General features: G+C 56.0%; 15 protein-coding genes and 1 riboswitch. Of the genes, 10 read left to right on the forward strand and 5 right to left on the reverse strand.

Translation table 11 applies throughout. The features are described from left to right. Window positions 1-55 precede the first annotated feature (55 nt). Window positions 56-2,014 (forward strand): preQ(1) synthase, encoded by a 1,959-nt coding sequence (gene queF, locus WD823_RS12095; protein ID WP_368429745.1) that lies wholly within the window; start codon window positions 56-58, stop codon window positions 2,012-2,014. 99 nt (window positions 2,015-2,113) lie between these two features. On the opposite strand, the gene WD823_RS12100 is transcribed toward queF, so the two are convergent. Beyond that, window positions 2,114-4,834, reverse strand: coding sequence for an efflux RND transporter permease subunit (locus WD823_RS12100; RefSeq protein ID WP_368429746.1), 2,721 nt, complete (start codon window positions 4,832-4,834; stop codon window positions 2,114-2,116). A 14-nt stretch (window positions 4,835-4,848) separates the two neighbouring features. Then, window positions 4,849-5,337, reverse strand: a complete 489-nt coding sequence (locus WD823_RS12105) for an RNA pyrophosphohydrolase (RefSeq protein WP_368429772.1) — start codon at window positions 5,335-5,337, stop codon at window positions 4,849-4,851. A 145-nt stretch (window positions 5,338-5,482) separates the two neighbouring features. Between WD823_RS12105 and WD823_RS12110 the strand changes: the two genes are divergently transcribed. The 9 genes from WD823_RS12110 (at window position 5,483) to WD823_RS12150 (ending at window position 15,621) form a co-directional block, all read left to right on the forward strand. Continuing rightward, on the forward strand, window positions 5,483-6,433 hold the full coding sequence (locus WD823_RS12110) for a WD40 repeat domain-containing protein (protein ID WP_368429747.1): 951 nt from the start codon (window positions 5,483-5,485) through the stop codon (window positions 6,431-6,433). A gap of 4 nt (window positions 6,434-6,437) precedes the next feature. Continuing rightward, window positions 6,438-7,091: an HAD family hydrolase gene (locus WD823_RS12115; protein WP_368429748.1), complete on the forward strand. Its 654-nt coding sequence runs from the start codon at window positions 6,438-6,440 to the stop codon at window positions 7,089-7,091. Window positions 7,092-7,100: 9 nt separating this feature from the next. Continuing rightward, complete coding sequence (locus tag WD823_RS12120) at window positions 7,101-8,069, forward strand: FecCD family ABC transporter permease (RefSeq protein WP_368429749.1); 969 nt, start codon at window positions 7,101-7,103, stop codon at window positions 8,067-8,069. Between the two features lies 1 nt (window position 8,070). Continuing rightward, window positions 8,071-8,838 carry an ABC transporter ATP-binding protein gene (locus WD823_RS12125; protein WP_368429750.1) on the forward strand — a complete coding sequence of 256 codons (768 nt, stop codon included), beginning with the start codon at window positions 8,071-8,073 and terminating at the stop codon, window positions 8,836-8,838. A gap of 220 nt (window positions 8,839-9,058) precedes the next feature. Beyond that, a complete protein-coding gene (locus tag WD823_RS12130) occupies window positions 9,059-11,419 on the forward strand; it encodes an EAL domain-containing protein (protein ID WP_368429751.1) in 2,361 nt (786 codons plus the stop codon). A 205-nt stretch (window positions 11,420-11,624) separates the two neighbouring features. After that, window positions 11,625-11,822: a hypothetical protein gene (locus tag WD823_RS12135; protein WP_368429752.1), complete on the forward strand. Its 198-nt coding sequence runs from the start codon at window positions 11,625-11,627 to the stop codon at window positions 11,820-11,822. A 168-nt stretch (window positions 11,823-11,990) separates the two neighbouring features. After that, window positions 11,991-12,243, forward strand: a riboswitch (cobalamin riboswitch). Between the two features lie 178 nt (window positions 12,244-12,421). Then, the gene (locus WD823_RS12140) at window positions 12,422-14,410 is read left to right on the forward strand and encodes a TonB-dependent receptor (RefSeq protein ID WP_368429753.1); all 1,989 of its coding nucleotides are present in this window, start codon (window positions 12,422-12,424) and stop codon (window positions 14,408-14,410) included. Window positions 14,411-14,679: 269 nt separating this feature from the next. Next, a complete protein-coding gene (locus WD823_RS12145; protein ID WP_368429754.1) occupies window positions 14,680-15,066 on the forward strand; it encodes an energy transducer TonB in 387 nt (128 codons plus the stop codon). A gap of 3 nt (window positions 15,067-15,069) precedes the next feature. Continuing rightward, entirely contained in the window at window positions 15,070-15,621 is a 552-nt protein-coding gene (locus WD823_RS12150; protein WP_368429755.1) for a cob(I)yrinic acid a,c-diamide adenosyltransferase, read from the forward strand. On the opposite strand, the gene WD823_RS12155 is transcribed toward WD823_RS12150, so the two are convergent. The 3 genes from WD823_RS12155 to ampD form a co-directional block, all read right to left on the reverse strand. Beyond that, window positions 15,618-16,520: a cobalamin-binding protein gene (locus tag WD823_RS12155; protein ID WP_368429756.1), complete on the reverse strand. Its 903-nt coding sequence runs from the start codon at window positions 16,518-16,520 to the stop codon at window positions 15,618-15,620. The genes WD823_RS12150 and WD823_RS12155 overlap by 4 nt on opposite strands. A gap of 73 nt (window positions 16,521-16,593) precedes the next feature. Further along, window positions 16,594-17,526 carry a cobalamin biosynthesis protein gene (locus tag WD823_RS12160; protein ID WP_368429757.1) on the reverse strand — a complete coding sequence of 311 codons (933 nt, stop codon included), beginning with the start codon at window positions 17,524-17,526 and terminating at the stop codon, window positions 16,594-16,596. Window positions 17,527-17,590: 64 nt separating this feature from the next. After that, a complete protein-coding gene (gene ampD / locus WD823_RS12165) occupies window positions 17,591-18,139 on the reverse strand; it encodes a 1,6-anhydro-N-acetylmuramyl-L-alanine amidase AmpD (RefSeq protein ID WP_368429773.1) in 549 nt (182 codons plus the stop codon). Window positions 18,140-18,265: the final 126 nt, after the last annotated feature.

Here is an 18,265-nt window from a genome sequence, read left to right on the forward strand (position 1 = left end):
GTCGGCGTAAATTAAGCTACAATTTTACAGAGATACCGATTCCCTTTGCCACAAGATGCCTACCCAGCCAAGCAAGAAACTGGAGACCTTTCCCAATCCCCGTCTGGACCGGGATTATATCATTCAGATCGAGTGTCCGGAGTTCACCTGTCTGTGCCCAAGAACCGGCCAGCCCGATTTCGCCACCCTCACGCTCGAGTACGTCCCGGATCGATGGTGCGTGGAGCTCAAGTCCCTAAAGCTGTATATCTGGTCTTTCCGCGACGAAGGGCACTTTCACGAAGACGTAACCAACCGGATTCTGAACGATCTGGTCACGGCCACGCAACCGCGGTTCATGCGCGTACGGGCCAAATTCAATGTTCGCGGAGGAATTTATACCACGGTCGAGGTCGAACACCGTGAACCGGGCTGGAAACCACCGCCGCCGCTGCCACTTACCGATATTCCGCGTGTGGTGCAGGAATTGCCCGAAAAGCTGATGCCGCATGCCCGGACTAAAGCCGCGCCGGTGCCTCTTGGCCCGTCCTCGGTAACGACACCACAACCCTCCCCGATGGCAGCCTCGCCGTCGTCCCCGGAGCCGGAACCGGCGCCACCTCCGGCCCAGCCCCACCCGCCAAGCGACCGCTTCCGGATGTTGCAGCGACGTCGCCGACCAAGCAAGGAGGATGCCTCGGCGCCTCCCGCTCCAGAAGCAACCCGTCAGAAGCAACCGCCTAAACGGGATGAACTCTATATCGGCATTGATCTGGGCTCATCCGGCTGCCGTGCCGTGGCGGTCGATAACACAGGCATGATCCAGGCCGAAACCAGCGCCCCGATTCCGCCGCCGCTCAGAAACGAAAATCAGGTAACCCAGGACCCGACTTTGTGGTGGAAAGCCGTGACCGGTTGCCTGCAAAATCTGTTGAAGCAGATCGATCCGCTGCGCGTGACGGCGCTGGCCGTGGACGGCACCTCCGGGACGCTGCTGCTGTGCGATGACAAGGGCAATCCCATCACACCGGCCATTATGTATAACGACAAGCGCGCCGTTGACCAGGCACAAAAAATTGCCGCTATCGCCGATTCCAACTCCGGCGCTCAGGGGGCTACCAGCAGTCTGGCAAAACTCAAGTGGATGCACGATCGAAAGCTCGACAAACGGGCTTATCATGTTGTGCATCAGGCAGACTGGATTAGCGGCCGCCTGACGGGGATTTTTGGACACAGCGATTACAATAATTGTCTGAAGCTTGGATACGATGCGGACAAGATGGCCTGGCCCAAGTGGATCAACAAAATCGACATCGACGTGGCCCTGCTGCCGGAAGTCCATGAACCGGGAGCGACCATTGGATCGCTGAATCCCGATATCGCCAAAAGTCTGGGTTTGCCCAGCGATACTCGGATCAAAGCTGGAACCACCGACAGCATTGCCGCCGTGATCGCCGCCGGGTGCAGCCAAATGGGTCACGGGATGACCGCGCTGGGGACTACCCTGGTGCTGAAACTGCTGTCCGACAAACCGGTGTTCTCGGCAGAACATGGCGTCTACAGCCATCGCCTCGGCCGACACTGGCTCGTTGGCGGCGCCTCCAACAGCGGCGGCGCGGTTCTGCTGCAATATTATAAAGTCGAACAAATGCGGGAAATGACTCCGATGATCGATACTGAGAATTTCACCGGTCTGGATTATTACCCCTTGCCGGACATCGGCGAGCGCTTCCCCATCAACAATCCGGAAATGACCCCCCGGCTGGAACCGCTTCCCGGTGACAGCGTCACCTTCTTTCAAGGAATGCTGGAAGGAATCGCGCGCATCGAGGCCCAGGGATATGAATTGCTGGAACAACTGGGGGCGCCGAAGCTCACCGAGGTCTATACCACCGGCGGCGGGGCACAGAATCCGGCATGGGAACGACTGCGCGAACGGATACTTCGAGTCAAGATGAAAAAGGCGCAATCACAAAACGCGGCTCTGGGTTCGGCGTTGCTTGCCGCTGGTATTGTGGCCAAGACCTTTCAATAAACTTGGACGGAATGTACTTATGGCTTGGAAGTTGCCCAGGAAATCCGGTTTATTTCCCCGTGCTTGCGTATTCAGCCGGAACCACTGCCAATGCATCTTTCAAAAACGTGACGGCAGATGATTTTGTGCTTTGCCCGGGATAGTGAAATACAACAAGAACACAACCAGCGAAGCGGCGATGAACGAAAAAACCAGTCCCGTGGCAATAATAATTACGATAGGTTGGAAATTAACCGACTCGCTGTTCGTCCACAACAACGGCAGCATTCCCAGAATACCGAGGAGGGTCATCGCCAGTAACGGACGAAATTGCTGCCTGGCCGAACGCGTTACCATCGTCCGTAATGCGATGCCGTGCCGCGCCAACGCCTGCAGATACAGCGCCGGGGCCACGGCATAACTTGCCGTGATTCCGATCAGGATTTGCGCCGCCAACCATGCTGCCGGCGATGCCGGTAAACCGAACAGCAGCAGCGCCGCGGCGGCACCGCCCAATGCGAAACAAGCCGACAAGGTCACCAGTGTCGCGATATAAAGTGACCGACACAACAATGCCGTCGCGATAAATACGCCAAGCAGCGCCCAACCCAGCCCTTGCAGCCCATCGCCGTGGCGCAAGGGTATTTCCTCGGGAACAGCGTAGGACAGTCGATAACCGGAAGGCGGTTGGATATTTTTTAGCGCTTCGCGAACCTGATCCAGCAATTGGTCCGCAGCAGCATTGTTCTCGGGTATAACCGATACTTCGACCGCCGGCGAACCGTTGTAACGCGCAAGCCGCGCCGGTACTGCGGCCGGTTCGATCGTAGCGACATCCTGGAGATATACCGCCGAACGATTATCGAGCTCGCCGCGCAGCAGGATGCGCCCCAAATCCGGTGCGCGTCTCGCCTTATCCGCATTCAGGCGCAGGCGTATATCGTAGCGGTGTTCGGCATCCCGGAAACTGCCCGCGTATATCCCTGATACGCCGATCGCGAGCGCCCTTCCGGCCTCGATGATGTTGATGCCAAGGTCGCGTGCGCGTTCCTCATCCATGCGCAAAACGGGCATTTCGATTAACGCCGCCGCAGAATGGTTCACCTCGCCTGTATTCGGCAACTGGCGCAGCCGATTTTGCACCCTATCACCTATTTCCGACAGTTGCGTGAATTCCGGCCCCTGGATGCGCAAGACAATTTTATCAGTCTGCTTCCGGATATATGCCATATCCTGTCTACCCAAAAAGATCATGGCGGTCACGGACACGATGAAAAGCACCAACAACACCAGCGTGGCGACAGGAAATCGAAGCAACCGGCGCAACAACCGGTTATGGGATTGTCGCAAGCGGACAATCGCATGACTGACGGCGGTATCCCCCGAACCATTCATACGATCTGACATGTGCCGATCAAACGTAAAAACCAGTAGCAGTGCCCACAGCGACGAGACTACCCACCCGGTGCAAATTACCAATATTTCTTCCAGGAATAACGGCGCTGCTGCACCGTTTGTGAACAAGAGTGGTACCAGTGACGCGGGCATGACGATGGCTACGACGACCGCCAGAACGGCAGAATAGGAGATGTCATGTTCGTGCGGCGGTTTGCCCTGGAACATGACCATCGCGGCGGTAGCAAAAAGTCCTGATCCAAGCGTCAAACTGCCCAGTATCACCGCATCGAGCGCCAGGTCGAATAACATCATGACCACAAATACTGTTTGCAACGTGCAGACGATTATCGTTACAAGAATCACGGTTCGGCGCGCATTTCCCAGTATCAGGTAAGCGGCGAAAAGCATGAGCATGACCCCGCTGACAAGTGCGTAGGTCAGCTGCTTGATGGTTTGTCGTAACTCAGCAGTTTTTCCCGATACAGGATGAATATCGATACCTTCGGGAATCAACCGGTTGGCCCGCATCCAGTCGACATGCGCCTGAATGCGCTCAGCGACGCTTGACATGGCGATGTCCTGCTGTTTCGTGATGATCACTCTGACGGGCTGCGCACCATCGGGAGCAAGCAAGCTGAATTTTATTTCTTCACTCAGTTGGATCCTGGCGATTTCTGACAACGGGATACTTTCGCCACTTGGTAAGATCACGGGCACGGCTGCCACGGCCGCGACGTCACCCGTTAGCACTGCCTCTGGACGATCTGGCCCCGTCGCGGGTGACGCGAGAATTTCGGTTTTCGATGCCGGATTTCTTCCAAGCGCCTTGAGAACATCCCCAAAATCGAGTCCGTGTCCGGCCAGCCGACGCTGATCCGGAACCACGAGAATTTCATGCACCACTCCGCCCTCGACCGCCACCGCAGCGACGCCTGATATTTCCCTGAGTTTTGCGGCAAATTCACCCTCGGCCCAGTCACGCACTTCGAGCATATTGCGTTGACGGGATGTCACGAGGAATTCTTCAACCAGGGAAGTATCGTCGACGAGCGATACCACAGGAGGTTCTACCGCCGCGGGCCAGGATGCACGGATGAGTTCCAGCTGACCGGCCAGATCCCGCGACACGGCCTTGAGGTCGCGGCGGCGTTCAAGATGCAAATTGACAATGGTGCGTCCCGGCCCGGTATCCGAATCGACGGACTGCACCCCCTTGATCCCGGAAACCACATGTTCAAGCGGGCGCACGATAATTTCCTCAATCACCGATGGAACCACACCGGGCACTGAAATCTTCACGCGCAAATCAGGCGCTGTTCGTGCATACGTCTGATCCGATGGAAGACGGCCAATGGCAAACAGGCCCAGCAACACCAACAAGAGGATCGAGAGGGATACCAGGTGACGATAATGATGCAATGGGCGAGCGGCTTTCGGAGACATGTGCCGCGCGTCTTTCAATCTTGCGCGGGAGCCGTCAACAGCAGCGGCTCGAGTTCGGCGAGGGCACGCTTATAGACTTCACGCTTGAAGTCGATGATATCCTCCAGCACGCTCCAATATTCGGTCCAGCGCCAGGAATCGAATTCAGGTCGATCAGACAGGTCGAGACGCACATCCTCGTCTCTCCCATGAAGCCGCAACAGGAACCAGATCTGTTTTTGCCCGCGGAAGACGGTTTGAGGATTTCGCCGGCGATAGTCATCAGGAATGTCATAATACAACCAGTCGCGGGTTCGCCCCAGAACGCCAACCTGCGACGGATCAAGGCCAACCTCCTCGCGCAATTCACGGTACATGGCGGATTCGACGGATTCCTTGGGACGAACGCCTCCCTGCGGAAATTGCCAGCCGTTCTGGGCGCAGCGCCGGGCCCAAAAAACCTGATTGATGCGGTTGCACAGAATTATGCCCACGTTGGGGCGGTAACCGTGTTCGTCTATCATTATAATCTCCTCAATGTCCGATATCGCGAGGATGATTTCCATGATTTTTCCACGAAGCTGTCGTCGCAGCAATGCGTCACGGGGCGTGTTACGGCTCATCGGCAGCATATACTGCGCCGGCGTCATGGGAGCAGGTTGCGTTTCATTGCCCAGCATACCTGCGAATGTCATCCTGAGAGACGTACACAACAATGGTTACTCGCTCGCCTTTGACGACAGATCTGAAACCCTTGCATCCGGCGGCGCGGAAGGCCGTATCCGGCTGTGGCGTTTGCCGGACGGGCAGGAACTGGTCGGCTGGAAGGCGCATACCGATTCGCTCCAGGGGCTGAAGTTTCTCAATCGGGACCATGAACTGCTATCGGCTGCCTACGATGGCACGCTGGCGCGCTGGACGCGTGATGGAACGCTGTTGCAACGCATAACCTCCCCGGCGCCGATCAACAGCATGGCCGTCGATGAAACCACCGCGCTTATCGTGACCGGACACCGCGATGGCCATGTGCGGCTGTGGCGTCTGACGGATTTCGCTTTGGTCAACGATATGCATCCGCATCGTGGTGCGGTGCGGGCGGTGGCCTACCATGCCGATACCCGGCAATTGGCCTCAAGCGGTACGGACAGACGCGTCTTCAGCTGGCGTTTAGGTGAAGCGCCGCGGCAGTTACCTGCGCCGCCCACGGATGCGCGGGATCTGGCCTTTTCGCCCGACGGAACCTCGCTCATGGGCGGTGGATGGTTCAACTTGTTCCACTGGAGATTGGATGATGGCCGCTTGCGAATCGTGCGCACTGAGCATCGCGGACTCGTTATCTCCATCAGCTTCAGCCAAGACGGCCGGTCGCTCGCGAGCATTGGCAACGAGACTGACAGCGCGGTATATCTACTCGATACGTGGACCGGCGCCGTCCTGAAACGTTTTCAACCGCATGAGCAGTGCGGAACCTATGTACGTCTTTCCAAGGACGGACGCTATCTTGCCTCGACTTCCGACGACGCGAATGTACATATCTGGGATTTACTGCATTTGTTGCCGGAACGGAAAATTTATCCGAAGGAAAATGTATTCGCGTTGAATATACACGCGGAGGATTGATTGCTTGCCCCTCGCCATTTTTGATCTTGACAATACTTTGCTCCGTGGCGACAGCGATTATGCGTGGGGACAATTTCTGATCGAGAACCGCATCGTCGACGGCGTGGCGTATGAGCGTGAGAATCATCGTTACTACGCCCAGTATCGGGCGGGAACGCTCGACATCATGGAATTTTTGGCATTTGCCTTGCGCCCGCTCGTGGCGCATGATCGCGCGACGCTTGACCGCTGGCGCCAACAGTATATGCAGACCAAGGTACGGCCCATGATCACGCCCCAGGCGCGCGCGCTCGTGGAAAAACATCGCCGGCGCGGCGATACCCTCGTCATCGTCAGCGCCACCAACCGGTTTGTCACCGGGCCAATTGCGCAGGAATTCAACGTCCCGAACCTGATCGCGACCGAACCCGAGACGAGTGGCGGACGCTTCACTGGGAAAGTCGCCGGCACACCATGCTTCCGCGAAGGCAAGGTAATCCGGTTGAAAAACTGGGCACAAGAACACGGACTATCGCTCCAGGGGAGTTGGGGTTACAGCGATTCGCATAATGATTTGCCGTTGCTTTTTCAGGTCGAACATCCCATTGCGGTCAACCCCGACGACATCCTGCGTCGCGAGGCTCAAAAGCGCGGCTGGGAAATCCTGTCATTGGGTTGAACGAACTCCATGAACCGTCGCCTGCTGGTTACGCTGATTTTGCTTGCGGCCGCGCCGCTTAGCCTGTGGTTCGCGCTCTCTCAGGGAAGTGTGCCCATCGGGACAGCGGATCTCTGGCAGGCGTTGCGCGGCGATCACGCCGGCACGGAATATCTGGTCATACATGAATTGCGCCTCCCGCGCGCCCTGTCCGCCTTTGCCGTCGGTGGATTGCTGGCGTTATCGGGGGCATTGCTGCAAGTGTTGCTGCGCAATCCCCTGGCGGATCCCTACATACTCGGTATTTCCGGCGGCGCGTCGGTCGCGGCACTGCTTTCGATGCTCTGCGGTCTCGGTACGGGCTGGTTGCGTGGCAACGCCTTTTTGGGTGCGGTATTGTCCATGCTGATCGTATTCGGATTGAGCCGCACCGGCACTGTGTGGACGCAGAATCGCCTGTTGCTTACCGGCGTGGTAGTCGCCGCTGGCTGGGGCGCCGCGATTAGCCTGATTCTGACGATCGCCCCGGCGGCACAAGTTCAAGGGATGCTGTTTTGGCTTATCGGCGATTTAAGTCATGCCAACCAGCCAGGGACAGCCTGGATGGTGCTGCTTATGGGCCTGGTCGTTGCGATGTGGTTTGCGCGCCCGCTGAATCTTCTCATGCGAGGTGAAAATATCGCCGCCACATTGGGTGTAAATCCGGCCCGGCTCCGGATTGTCATTTATATCCTGGCATCCTCGCTGACCGCGATGGCCGTCACTCTGGCGGGTAGCGTGGGTTTTGTGGGTCTCATTATCCCACATATTTTAAGGCTCGCCGGCGGGTCCGATCACCGCTACCTGATTTGCGCGAGTGTGTTACTGGGCGGTGGCTTTTTAACCATTGCCGATACCTTCTCCCGCAGCTTGATGGCGCCGCTGCAACTGCCTGTCGGCGTGCTGACGGCTTTGCTTGGTGTTCCGGTATTCCTGTACCTTTTATCTCGTGCCCGCTGACATGACGACGCTCATTTCCGAACGCCTGACATTGACCATTGCCAATCGAACCTTGTGCCGTGGACTGAATGCTGAGTTTAACCCCGGCGAGAACTGGGTGATTCTGGGGGCAAATGGCAGCGGAAAAACCACATTGCTGCACGCGCTGGCCGGATTACGCGAACCGGATCAAGGGTTGGCAGCACTGGATGGAGTTCCGGTCGGCCGAATTCCGCATCGCCAGCGGGCACGCCGGCTGGGTGTCTTGTTCCAGGATTTCAATTCGGAGTTTCCCGCCACGGTTCTCGAAACCGTATTGACCGGCCGTTACCCGCGGCTTGAGCGTTGGCAGTGGGAAAGTACCGAGGATTCTCAGGCGGCTGAAGCGGCGCTGGATGCCGTTGGATTGACCGGGTTTGCCCACCGATCGCTGGCAACGCTTTCCGGCGGTGAACGGCGGCGAGTCGATATCGCGGCGCTGCTCGCCCAGGACGCGCCTATTTGCTTAATGGACGAGCCGACCAATCATCTTGACTTGCGCCACCAAATTCAAATTCTGGGGCTGCTGTCGGCGCGATCGGACCGGCCGGGTCATTTTAATGTATTCGTCCTGCACGATATTAATCTTGCCGTGCGGTTTGGGTCTCATGGCATTATGTTGTTCGATGACGGGCAATACCTCTGCGGGTCATTGCCGACGATCATTGAGCGCACGAACCTCGAACGGTTGTATCACTGTCGCTTGCGCGAAGTCCGCAGTGACGGCACCCCCTGGTATCTTCCGGACTAGCCGCCGGAGACAAACGGTTGGTGCGGCTGTCACCACTGGCCATCATACAAGTGGATAAAATGAAGTCCGGCCGTTATACTTCCAGTCACTCTCGGCGGCATTTTATTTCTGGATATGGGGCAAGCGCTTTGGGATTGAGTCGTCTGCTTAAATCCGCGCCAGGGCCATTGCTCCCTGTCCGTCCCCGTCTTCCCGTTTTTTCAGCGGTCGCAAGTCCCTGATGCGTCTGCGGCTCTTTCCTCGCTCCTTACGCGCACGCATCGCCGTTTCCTTCGCCGTCCTGCTCCTTATTACCGCGACAGTCGTTACCATCGCCTTCGCGCGCCAGGCCGCCCAGTCGCAGTTGGAAGCGCAGCGTCAATTAACGCACAACCTGATGACATTTGTTGAACCCGCCGTCCGTGGCATGGTGGCAAATTACGATATTGCCGGGTTGGACGATTACATGAGTAAAATGGCCGCCGATCCTGCCATTGCCTCGATTCGAATCCTCGATGAAAGCGGTGGCTCATTGCTCTACGGGCACTCTGGAAACACCGAACCGGCGAGCCGGCTGACGCGATTACTAACTGACGCGCCGGCTACCAGCCCATTAATTATCTCTAAAGTGTCAATCAACGGTATAAGGGTCGGGCGGATTGAAGCCACGCTTTCCTACTCCCCGCTCAACCAAAGCATTCATCGTGTCGCCGTGGTAGGCGGTTTATTGACCGTAGCCTCGCTGGCCGCGGTTTTTCTGCTTACCTATCTGTTGTTGAACCGTTTCACGGCGCCGTTACGACCGCTGATGCAATGGGCGCGCGAGTTTGCCCATGGCAACTGGAACCCTCGCGTGAAGCTCATGGAGTCGGGCAGCCGTGAAATCCAGGAGCTCAATCAAGCATTCACCGACGGTTCAGCCACCATGCGGCATTATGTCCAGAGCCTTGAAGAGACGCGGGAACTGCTCGAGTTCAACGAAACGCGGCTGCGTAAACTTGTCAATGGCATGCATGAAATCCTGTTTGAGCTCGATGCTGAAGGAACAATCATGTTTCTCAACCCGGCGTGGTTGGCATTGACCGGCTTTGCCGTGGATGACTCGATCGGCAAGCCATTCGGCGATTTTATTGCCGATGAAGCGGTCCTTCGCGATTTTGGGCCAAAAACCCTGGCCCGGTTGCATGAAAAGAACCGGGAAATTTCTTTACGTTCTGCAAACGGAAAACGCCTGTGGATGAGTCTTGACGCCGACGCGCAAACCGATTCTTCCGGTAATTTCACCGGGATAATCGGTACATTGAGCGATATCACCAAAAGCGTCGAACTGAACCATTTACTTAGCCGGTATCAGGATGAGCTGTATCATTTGTCCGTCACGGATCCGCTGACCGGACTATATAACCGCCGGCACTTCGACAGCCAGCTGGAAGTAATCCTGGCCGACCACCTGCCAAAAAACACGCCGGTGTGCCTGCTGTTGATAGATATCGACGGTTTTAAATTTATCAATGACACATATGGCCATCCTTTCGGGGACGAAGTATTGCGCACCACGGCACAATTACTCAAACAGCTGGTCCGCCGAAATGACTACATCGCGCGTCTGGCTGGCGATGAATTTGCCATGGTGCTAAAAAACACCGACATTGTAAACGCCACGCGCATCGCCCAGAAGGTTCATGACAGCATCAGCAGTACACGCGTACCGCTGCCCGTGGGTCACATGCAATTGCAATCATCCATGGGCGTCGCTGAAGCGCCGACGCATGGCAGCAATGCCCAGGATCTGGTAAGCGCCGCCGACGTGGCGCTCTACCATAGCAAACGCGGCGGCCGCAATCGTATCGAGATATTATCGCCGGACATCAGCAAGGCAGTCATGTCCATTTTCAGCCAGGGATTCCAGCTGCGCAACGCGCTCGAACAGGGTCAACTCCATGCGGCCTATCAACCCATCTGCAATCTCAAAAACGGGGAACCGATGGCTTATGAAGTCCTGGCCCGCATGCGCGTCAACGGACTGGTGATCCAGGCCAAGGATTTCATCACGGTGGCGGAAGAACTCGGGCTTACGCGTGATGTGGACCTGAATATCATCGGTCAGGCCTTGCAACAAACTCCGATGGATTTTGCCCTGTTTCTAAACGTCGACATCTCATCATTCAACACCAAAGATTTCGTGCAGGACCTGAGCAAGTTGCTCAAACCGGCGTGTGACAGCGGCCGCTCCATCACGATAGAAATCACGGAACGTGAAACCATTCCGATCAGCGACACCTTGCATCAGGACATCCAGACCTTGCGCGCATTCGGTTGTAAACTGGCCCTGGATGATTTCGGCAGTGGGTATTCCACGTACAATTTCCTCAATCAGTTTCGCCCGGATTTCCTCAAGATCGAAGGGTCGTTCGTTCGCGGCATGCTGCGCAATGAATCCGATCGAAAGATCGTTACCCATATTCATGATCTCGCCACATCGTTCGGGATGAAAACCATTGCCGAGAGCGTGGAAAACGCCGCAACCGAGCACGCATTGATGGAAATCGGCATCAGCAATGCCCAAGGGTTGTTCTACGGAGCACCGCGTATGACATCCTGAAAACCTCCGCCCGTCCGATTCCACCGTCTTGCCTTTGGATATTCCGCGTCGATAAAGAATTTAAATCTTTACGTTCAATATTGACGATGGAAGATTATTGAAAAATCACGAAAATAGACGCTCGGCAGCTGGATATTCACGCAGACTGCCATTTAGGTGCTTCCACTCCAGATCAAACTTAATTTTTAAAAGGACAAGCAACATCATGAAAAAGTATTCAATTCTGTTTGCCGCGCTGTTGGCCATGACCGCGGTTTCCGCTTGCGAGAAGAAAGCTCAAAAGGCGGCCGCTCCGGCGGCACCGGCAGCGGCGCCCGCCGCGCCAGTCACCAGCGAAGCGCCGAAACCGGCTGAGGCCGCGGCACCGGGATCGTCTGCCCCGGCAGCGCCCGAGAAAAAATAAGGCACCGTTAGTTCAATTTCTTTTCATAGCCGGCCGTATAGGGCCGGCTTTTTTGTGGATTAAATCCCCCAGAGTCCACTGATCCACTTCCTTTTGTTGTTCGCGGACGTTACGAATTCGCCTGGGCATTGACACCCCTCCCGCCACTCCATATATTGCGTCCAGTTTTGTAAATCTTCAGCTTCAGGTGTTTCCCGGACTATTGCTGCCGGGAAATGAAACGGGAAGCCGGTGCGTCCGTCACATTTGTCGAGACGGGCAATCCCGGCGCTGCCCCCGCAACGGTAAACGAGTTAAGGCGAATCAACCGCCACTGTTCAGCCGCCGAGATCTAGCATGCGATCGACGGCGAACGGGAAGGCGATTTGCCAGGTATAACCGCTCGTGAGCCCGGAGACCGGCCTGTGGCAACCACACGGTGTCGCGGAGGGCGACGCGAGCGGCGATGGCCTTCCTGCCTTTCGCATCTCATCCCCCTCTGCCCATCCATAAAGAATCGCGGCGCGGGTGCGCGCTGCCGGCGGAGGATGTCCATGAAGCTTATTTTTTCGCTTGTTGTCGCTGCCTTTGCGGTTTGTCTCCTACCCGTGAGTTCATCGGTGGCATCTGACTATAAACATCCTGGTGTGATCGTCACCTCCACACGCCTGTCCGAAGACACGGCTCGGCTCCCGGCATCTGTCACCATTCTGACGGCGGAAGAAATCAAGCGCAGTCCGGCACCGACCCTTCCCGAACTGCTGGCGCTGCAGGCCGGAGTCATTATGCGCAGCCTGTATGGCAATCACGCCTCACGCGCCACGGTGGATATCCGGGGTTTCGGTGCCGCATCCACGCAAAATACACTCATTCTGCTCGATGGACGCCGTTTGAACGACATCGATCTTTCAGCCGTTGATTTCACCGCGATCCCCCTGGAGAGCATCGCGCGGATCGAAATTATTCGTGGCGGAGGCGGCGTACTGTATGGTGACGGGGCCGTCGGAGGGGCGATCAATATCATCACCAAACAGCCGGGGCGGACCGGCACCACGGGCAGCGTTTCGGCCGCCGGTGAATCCTACAACTCGTACCGTCTGGATGCCTCCCTGTCCCACGGTCAAGAAGCGTTCGCAATAAATGTCTTCGCAGACACCGTCGCTTCGGATGGTTACCGTCGAAACAATGAACTTGAGCAAAACAATCTTCAGGCCGACTTGCGCTTCACCCGTGAGCAAAGCGAATGGTTTCTCAAGCTTGGATTTGACGACCAGAACCTGCGTCTTCCCGGCGAGCGGCGGGTCGATCCCGGCACGGGCGTGGACGAATTAAGCAATGACCGTCGCGGAACGGCGCGGCCGCGGGATTACGGCAACCAGCGCGGTTATTCTCTGACGACAGGGTTCACCCGTTTCATGTCGGACGATCAGGAATTGATCGTGGATGCGGGTTATCGCTATAAGAATCAAACAGCGTTTTTCGACGACTATGCATTCGGAGGCGCCTTTGCCAATTACGTCGATACGTATCTCGCCACTTTGTCCTTCACGCCACGGCTGAAATCCCGGCACACGCTTTTCGATCGGCCGGGAGTCTTTACATCCGGTATCGACTACTACCATTCACAATACGATTCCGACCGGTCTCTCAATCCCTCGACGGCCGGAACACCCATACACCGACTGGACGTCAACCAATCAAGCCTGGCGGTTTACGGCCAGAATATGAGCGAAATCACAACCAACACCACCCTGACAACAGGCGCCAGGCTGCAAAAAGTCCGTATCCGGGCCCACGACGATTTCGATCCAACCGCACCCGGGGGGGCCTTTGGCAGCGGTGCGCCGGATCGAAGCAGCACGGAGAATCAACACACGCTCGATCTTGGCCTGCGCCGGGGAGTAGATGAAAGGTGGTCAATCTACGGTAAGATTGGCCGCAGCGTTCGTTTCGCCACCGTCGATGAATTCTTTCAAACCGACCCGAATAACTTTCTGCAGACCTTCTCGCCGTTGAAACCGCAAACCGCAGAAAGCATTGACATGGGAGCGGATTATGCGGAAGACAACAGTCGGATGAGCGTCGCCATTTACCGCATGAACCTGCGTGATGAAATCCATTTCAACCCGACGATCTTTGCCAACGAAAATCTTGATCCCACGCGCCGGGAAGGTGTCACGTTGTCGGCCAGTCGGTCATTTGGTGCTTCATGGCGCACCTCCGCGCAATACGCCTACACGCGCGCAATCTTTCGGGAAGGCGATTTCGCCGGCAATGAAGTGCCGCTGGTGGCACGAAATAGCGGAAGTCTTTCGTTGTTCTGGAAAGCAAATGAAATGTTTTCACTGTCTGCCGCGGCGCGTTATACCGGGAACAAGCGTTTCGATAACGATCAATCAAATACCTTCGCGAAAATCCCGGGCTACACCACGGTTGATCTCAAGTTTTTGGGAAAAAGCAAAATATGGAAATGGCAGGCAGCCGTTTACAATCTCCTCGATAAAAAGGCATTCGACTACGGCATCCGCAGCACCAGTTCGCCAAACACGTTCAATGCGTACCCGCTGCCGGAAAGAAATTTTTCTCTTTCCATCGGGAGGGATTTCTGACCATGCTTGCGCCCGTTCATCACAAGGTGCTACCGGTTTTTCTTTTGCTGTCGTCAGTCATTCATTTGATATTTCTCACGCACGCCAACTTCAATTTATCCCCCCATGCCGCGGCACCGGACCCTCTTGGACAAACTTTATTGAGTGTGCGCCTGACGAGCACAGAAAATACCGCCGTGCAATCCATGTTTCCTCCTCTCACGCCCCAGCGCGTAATCGCTGAAAGGATTTCAGAGGTGCTTGCCCCGAGGATTTCGAGACCCCCTGAGATGTCAGACGACAGTCCTGCTCCTGGGACGCTGGCCAATGACGCCGCTAACCGCCAAGAAGCGGTTCCAGAGCACGCGACGGGTACCGTCGAGACACACAATCAACTCCTCGGTGAATTGCAGACACGCCTGTCACGCTACCTCGTGTACCCACCGTTGGCGCGACGCCGCGGATGGGAAGGTACTGTGTTACTGGGGATGCGTGTTGAGTCCGACGGTTATCTACACCAGTTACGCATCGATCGCAGCTCGGGTTTTACCGTCCTCGATCATTCAGCGTTAAACTCCCTGAATCGAGTGGGTCGTCTCGCTGAAGCGACTACCTGGCTGAAGGGTCAGGAGATGGAAATGCAATTGCCCGTTATTTATCGGCTGATCGACAACTAAATTATGGGACACCGTCTATCCAAGATATATACGCGTACCGGCGATGACGGCACTACCGGTCTGGGAGACGGCTCGCGAGTGAAAAAAACTAGCGAACGGATTGAAGCCATTGGCGCCGTCGATGAACTGAATAGTGTCATTGGATTGTTGCTAACCCACGCAATCAAATCGGAAATCCGCATTATCCTGGTGGATATTCAGCATGAACTTTTCGATCTCGGTGGAGAACTGAGCATTCCCGGTCGTCTCGCCATCACCGAGAAACAGGTTGCGCGCCTGGAAGAAACATTGGATCGGCTGAACGCTGATTTACCGCCGCTCAAGGAATTTATTTTACCGGGAGGGTCGGCGTCCGCGGCTGTGTGTCACATGGCGCGCACCGTTTGCCGGCGCGCCGAAAGACGAGTGACCCGGCTCGCGGAATCGGAAAAAATCAGCGCAGAGGCGGGAAAATATTTGAACCGCCTTTCCGATTTGCTATTTGTTATTGCCCGCACGCTGAACGTACACGCCGGCTGCAGCGATGTACTGTGGCAGCCCGGCAAAACCCGCTAGCGAATATCAGCCTTGTTCCGCCTCGACCGGCTTTGGTCAAGCGCCGCACACACTTTTTCGGCTCCCGCCAGGATTCGCGGGCCGTTCCGGTGAATCAGATCGGGCGGAATCCGATACAGATTGCCTTGCGCAACCGCATCAAGCGCGGTCCAGATTTTCCAGCGACCACGCCACTCCGCCCATAATGATTCGGTGCCGCCAGCCAGAATTACTTCCGGATTTCTGTGTAACACAGATTCCAGATCTACGCGTGGCGTTAATCCCGGCTGGTCGGAGAATACATTTTTCCCGCCACACGTTTGAATTACGTCATTAATGAAATGTTGGCCATTCACCGTGAGCAGCGAATTGTCCAGTATTTGATAAAACACCGTCACCACCGGCCGCTGCGCATATCGGGCACGCAATTCAGCCATCCGGCGGCGAAAATCGGCCGCGGCCTTCTCGGCCATGGCCTCGGTACCCGCCAACTTGCCAAATCGTTCCAACAAACCGGCGACATCACCGATGCGTCGCGGCTCGGTAATAAATACCGGAAAACCGAGCTTGGCCAACCGCTCCACCTGCCAGGCGGAACTTCCGCTATGCCAGGCGACGATGAGATCAGGTTGCAGCGAGACGATGGCTTCGAGATCAAGACCGGCGCCACTGCCTATGCGTCGGAGACGCTTCGCGGCCTCGGGATAATCACTGTAATCCACGACACCAATAATGGTATTGCCTGCACCCGAGGCAAAAAGCAGCTCAGTCGCATGCGGTGCAATGCTGACGATACGCCGCGCGGGCGAAGCAAGCGTCAGTGTCCGACCCGTGTCGTCTTGCACAACGATCCCGGCGAGACCGGTGGCAACAAACAGCAGGCATCCTATTACAATGCATGATGTTTTCCATAACATCATGAGTCAATAGAACAAGTGCAGCCAGCGAAAATATACCGGCCACAATTTGTTGTTCATCACAATGAATAAACGATCAGCTTGAAATAAAGCCGGCAAGATGGGCGCCGGCCATCAGAATCCCCACCACCAGCCACAACAGCAACACTCTCCAGACCAACGCCACCGCACGGCGCACATGGCCGGCATCCGGGACTACAGTGAGTTCCAATGATTGTTCCTCGTATTCGCCTTCGTCCGCGGACATATCGCAACTTTGCATGTGCATCGCACCGAAACCGGATGCCAAAAGCGGTCCGCTGTTAATATCCGACCAGACTCCCACGCGCTTGCGCCAACAATGCAGTGCGTCTTCGAAGCTTCCCATCAGGGCGTAAGAAAGCGCAGTGATTCGCGCCGGAACCCATCCCAACACATCGTCGAAGCGGGCTGCCGCCCAGCCAAACTCGGCAAAGCGTTCATAACGATGACCCCAAAGCGAATCCAATATGCTGCTGAGGCGTTGCAGCACCGCGCCAAACGGTCCGAGCAGTATAAACCAGAAAATCGGCGAGATAATAAGCGTGTTACCCTGCTTGAGAACACCTTCCACGGCGGCGCGCGCGATTTCGGTTTCGTTTACATCCGTGGTACTTTTTCCGGTTAATACCTGCAGTTGTTCATTGGCTTCATCGGCGTCACCGGATTCCAGTGCCATGGAGACGGCGTTTGCAGTTTTACTCAGCCGGGAAACGTCGACACAAACATAGAGCACGATTACATTGAAAATGAACTGTAAAATCCAGCCGAGCTCTCCCAGGATATAATGGATGACAGCCACACCGGCCAGAATCGGGAGAATCGCCAAGGCAACCGCTCCAATCCCGTGCACACGCTTGCCGCCATTAAAGCGCTCTTCAATCGATTCGGCCCAGTCACGATACCAGGCAAAAGGCTTAATACCCTGACGATCAGGTATCAGGTAATCCAGTGTCAGCGCCAAAAGTACAGCGATCAGTATTTCACTCATGCCGTCTGCTTCTCATCTGTGGTAGCGTCTAAATGTAATGGCCACGCCCGTTCCAATGCAAGCGCTAAGTGCAGCCATTTAGATAACGTTTCCAGTCAAACAGCGGGCCCGGATCGGTTTTGCGCCCGGGCGCGATATCGCTATGGCCATAAATTCTTTGTGGGGCGATTGCGGGATAAAACTGACGCACAGTTCGGGTAAGCAATGCAAGCGATTCATATTGGGCGCCATCGAACGGAATGTCATCCGCCCCTTCCAGTTCGAGACCGATGGAAAAATCATTAACACAGGTACGGCCGTCGCAAAACGATCGGCCGGCGTGCCAGGCACGGTGATGCAACGGGACGAATTGCACTAATTCGCCATGGCGCCGAATCAGCAGGTGGGAAGAGACCTTTAACCCCTGGATCTCGCGGTAATAAGGATGCTCGTCAGGGTTCAGCGAATTGCTGAATAGCTGCTCAATGCCGCGGCCCCCGAATTTTCCCGGGGGGAGACTTATCGAATGAATAATTAAGGTATCTATCGAGGTACCTTGCGGACGAAGATCGCAGTTTGGCGATGCCACAAACCGCGCCTCCTCGATCAGCCCGGTGACAGAGTCATAATGCAGCGTGCCAGGAAGGTGTCTGGAAGTCCGTACTGTGGTCATAAGGAAAATTGTAGCCGACTCTCCCCGGGAGTTGGTGCCGGTGGCCGGAGTCGAACCGACGACCTACTGATTACGAATCAGTTGCTC

Origin of the sequence: Sulfuricaulis sp. (assembly GCF_040901545.1) — a bacterium.
Taxonomy (GTDB): Bacteria; Pseudomonadota; Gammaproteobacteria; order Acidiferrobacterales; family Sulfurifustaceae; genus Sulfuricaulis.

Bases quoted from the DNA above. Each gene is read 5' to 3' on its own strand.
- queF (WP_368429745.1), top strand. From the start codon at position 56: ATGCCTACCCAGCCAAGCAAGAAACTGGAGACCTTTCCCAATCCCCGT.
- WD823_RS12100 (WP_368429746.1), bottom strand. From the start codon at position 4,834: ATGTCTCCGAAAGCCGCTCGCCCATTGCATCATTATCGTCACCTGGTA.
- WD823_RS12105 (WP_368429772.1), bottom strand. From the start codon at position 5,337: ATGATAGACGAACACGGTTACCGCCCCAACGTGGGCATAATTCTGTGC.
- WD823_RS12120 (WP_368429749.1), top strand. From the start codon at position 7,101: ATGAACCGTCGCCTGCTGGTTACGCTGATTTTGCTTGCGGCCGCGCCG.
- WD823_RS12125 (WP_368429750.1), top strand. From the start codon at position 8,071: ATGACGACGCTCATTTCCGAACGCCTGACATTGACCATTGCCAATCGA.
- WD823_RS12130 (WP_368429751.1), top strand. From the start codon at position 9,059: ATGCGTCTGCGGCTCTTTCCTCGCTCCTTACGCGCACGCATCGCCGTT.
- WD823_RS12135 (WP_368429752.1), top strand. From the start codon at position 11,625: ATGAAAAAGTATTCAATTCTGTTTGCCGCGCTGTTGGCCATGACCGCG.
- WD823_RS12145 (WP_368429754.1), top strand. From the start codon at position 14,680: ATGTCAGACGACAGTCCTGCTCCTGGGACGCTGGCCAATGACGCCGCT.
- WD823_RS12150 (WP_368429755.1), top strand. From the start codon at position 15,070: ATGGGACACCGTCTATCCAAGATATATACGCGTACCGGCGATGACGGC.
- WD823_RS12155 (WP_368429756.1), bottom strand. From the start codon at position 16,520: ATGATGTTATGGAAAACATCATGCATTGTAATAGGATGCCTGCTGTTT.
- WD823_RS12160 (WP_368429757.1), bottom strand. From the start codon at position 17,526: ATGAGTGAAATACTGATCGCTGTACTTTTGGCGCTGACACTGGATTAC.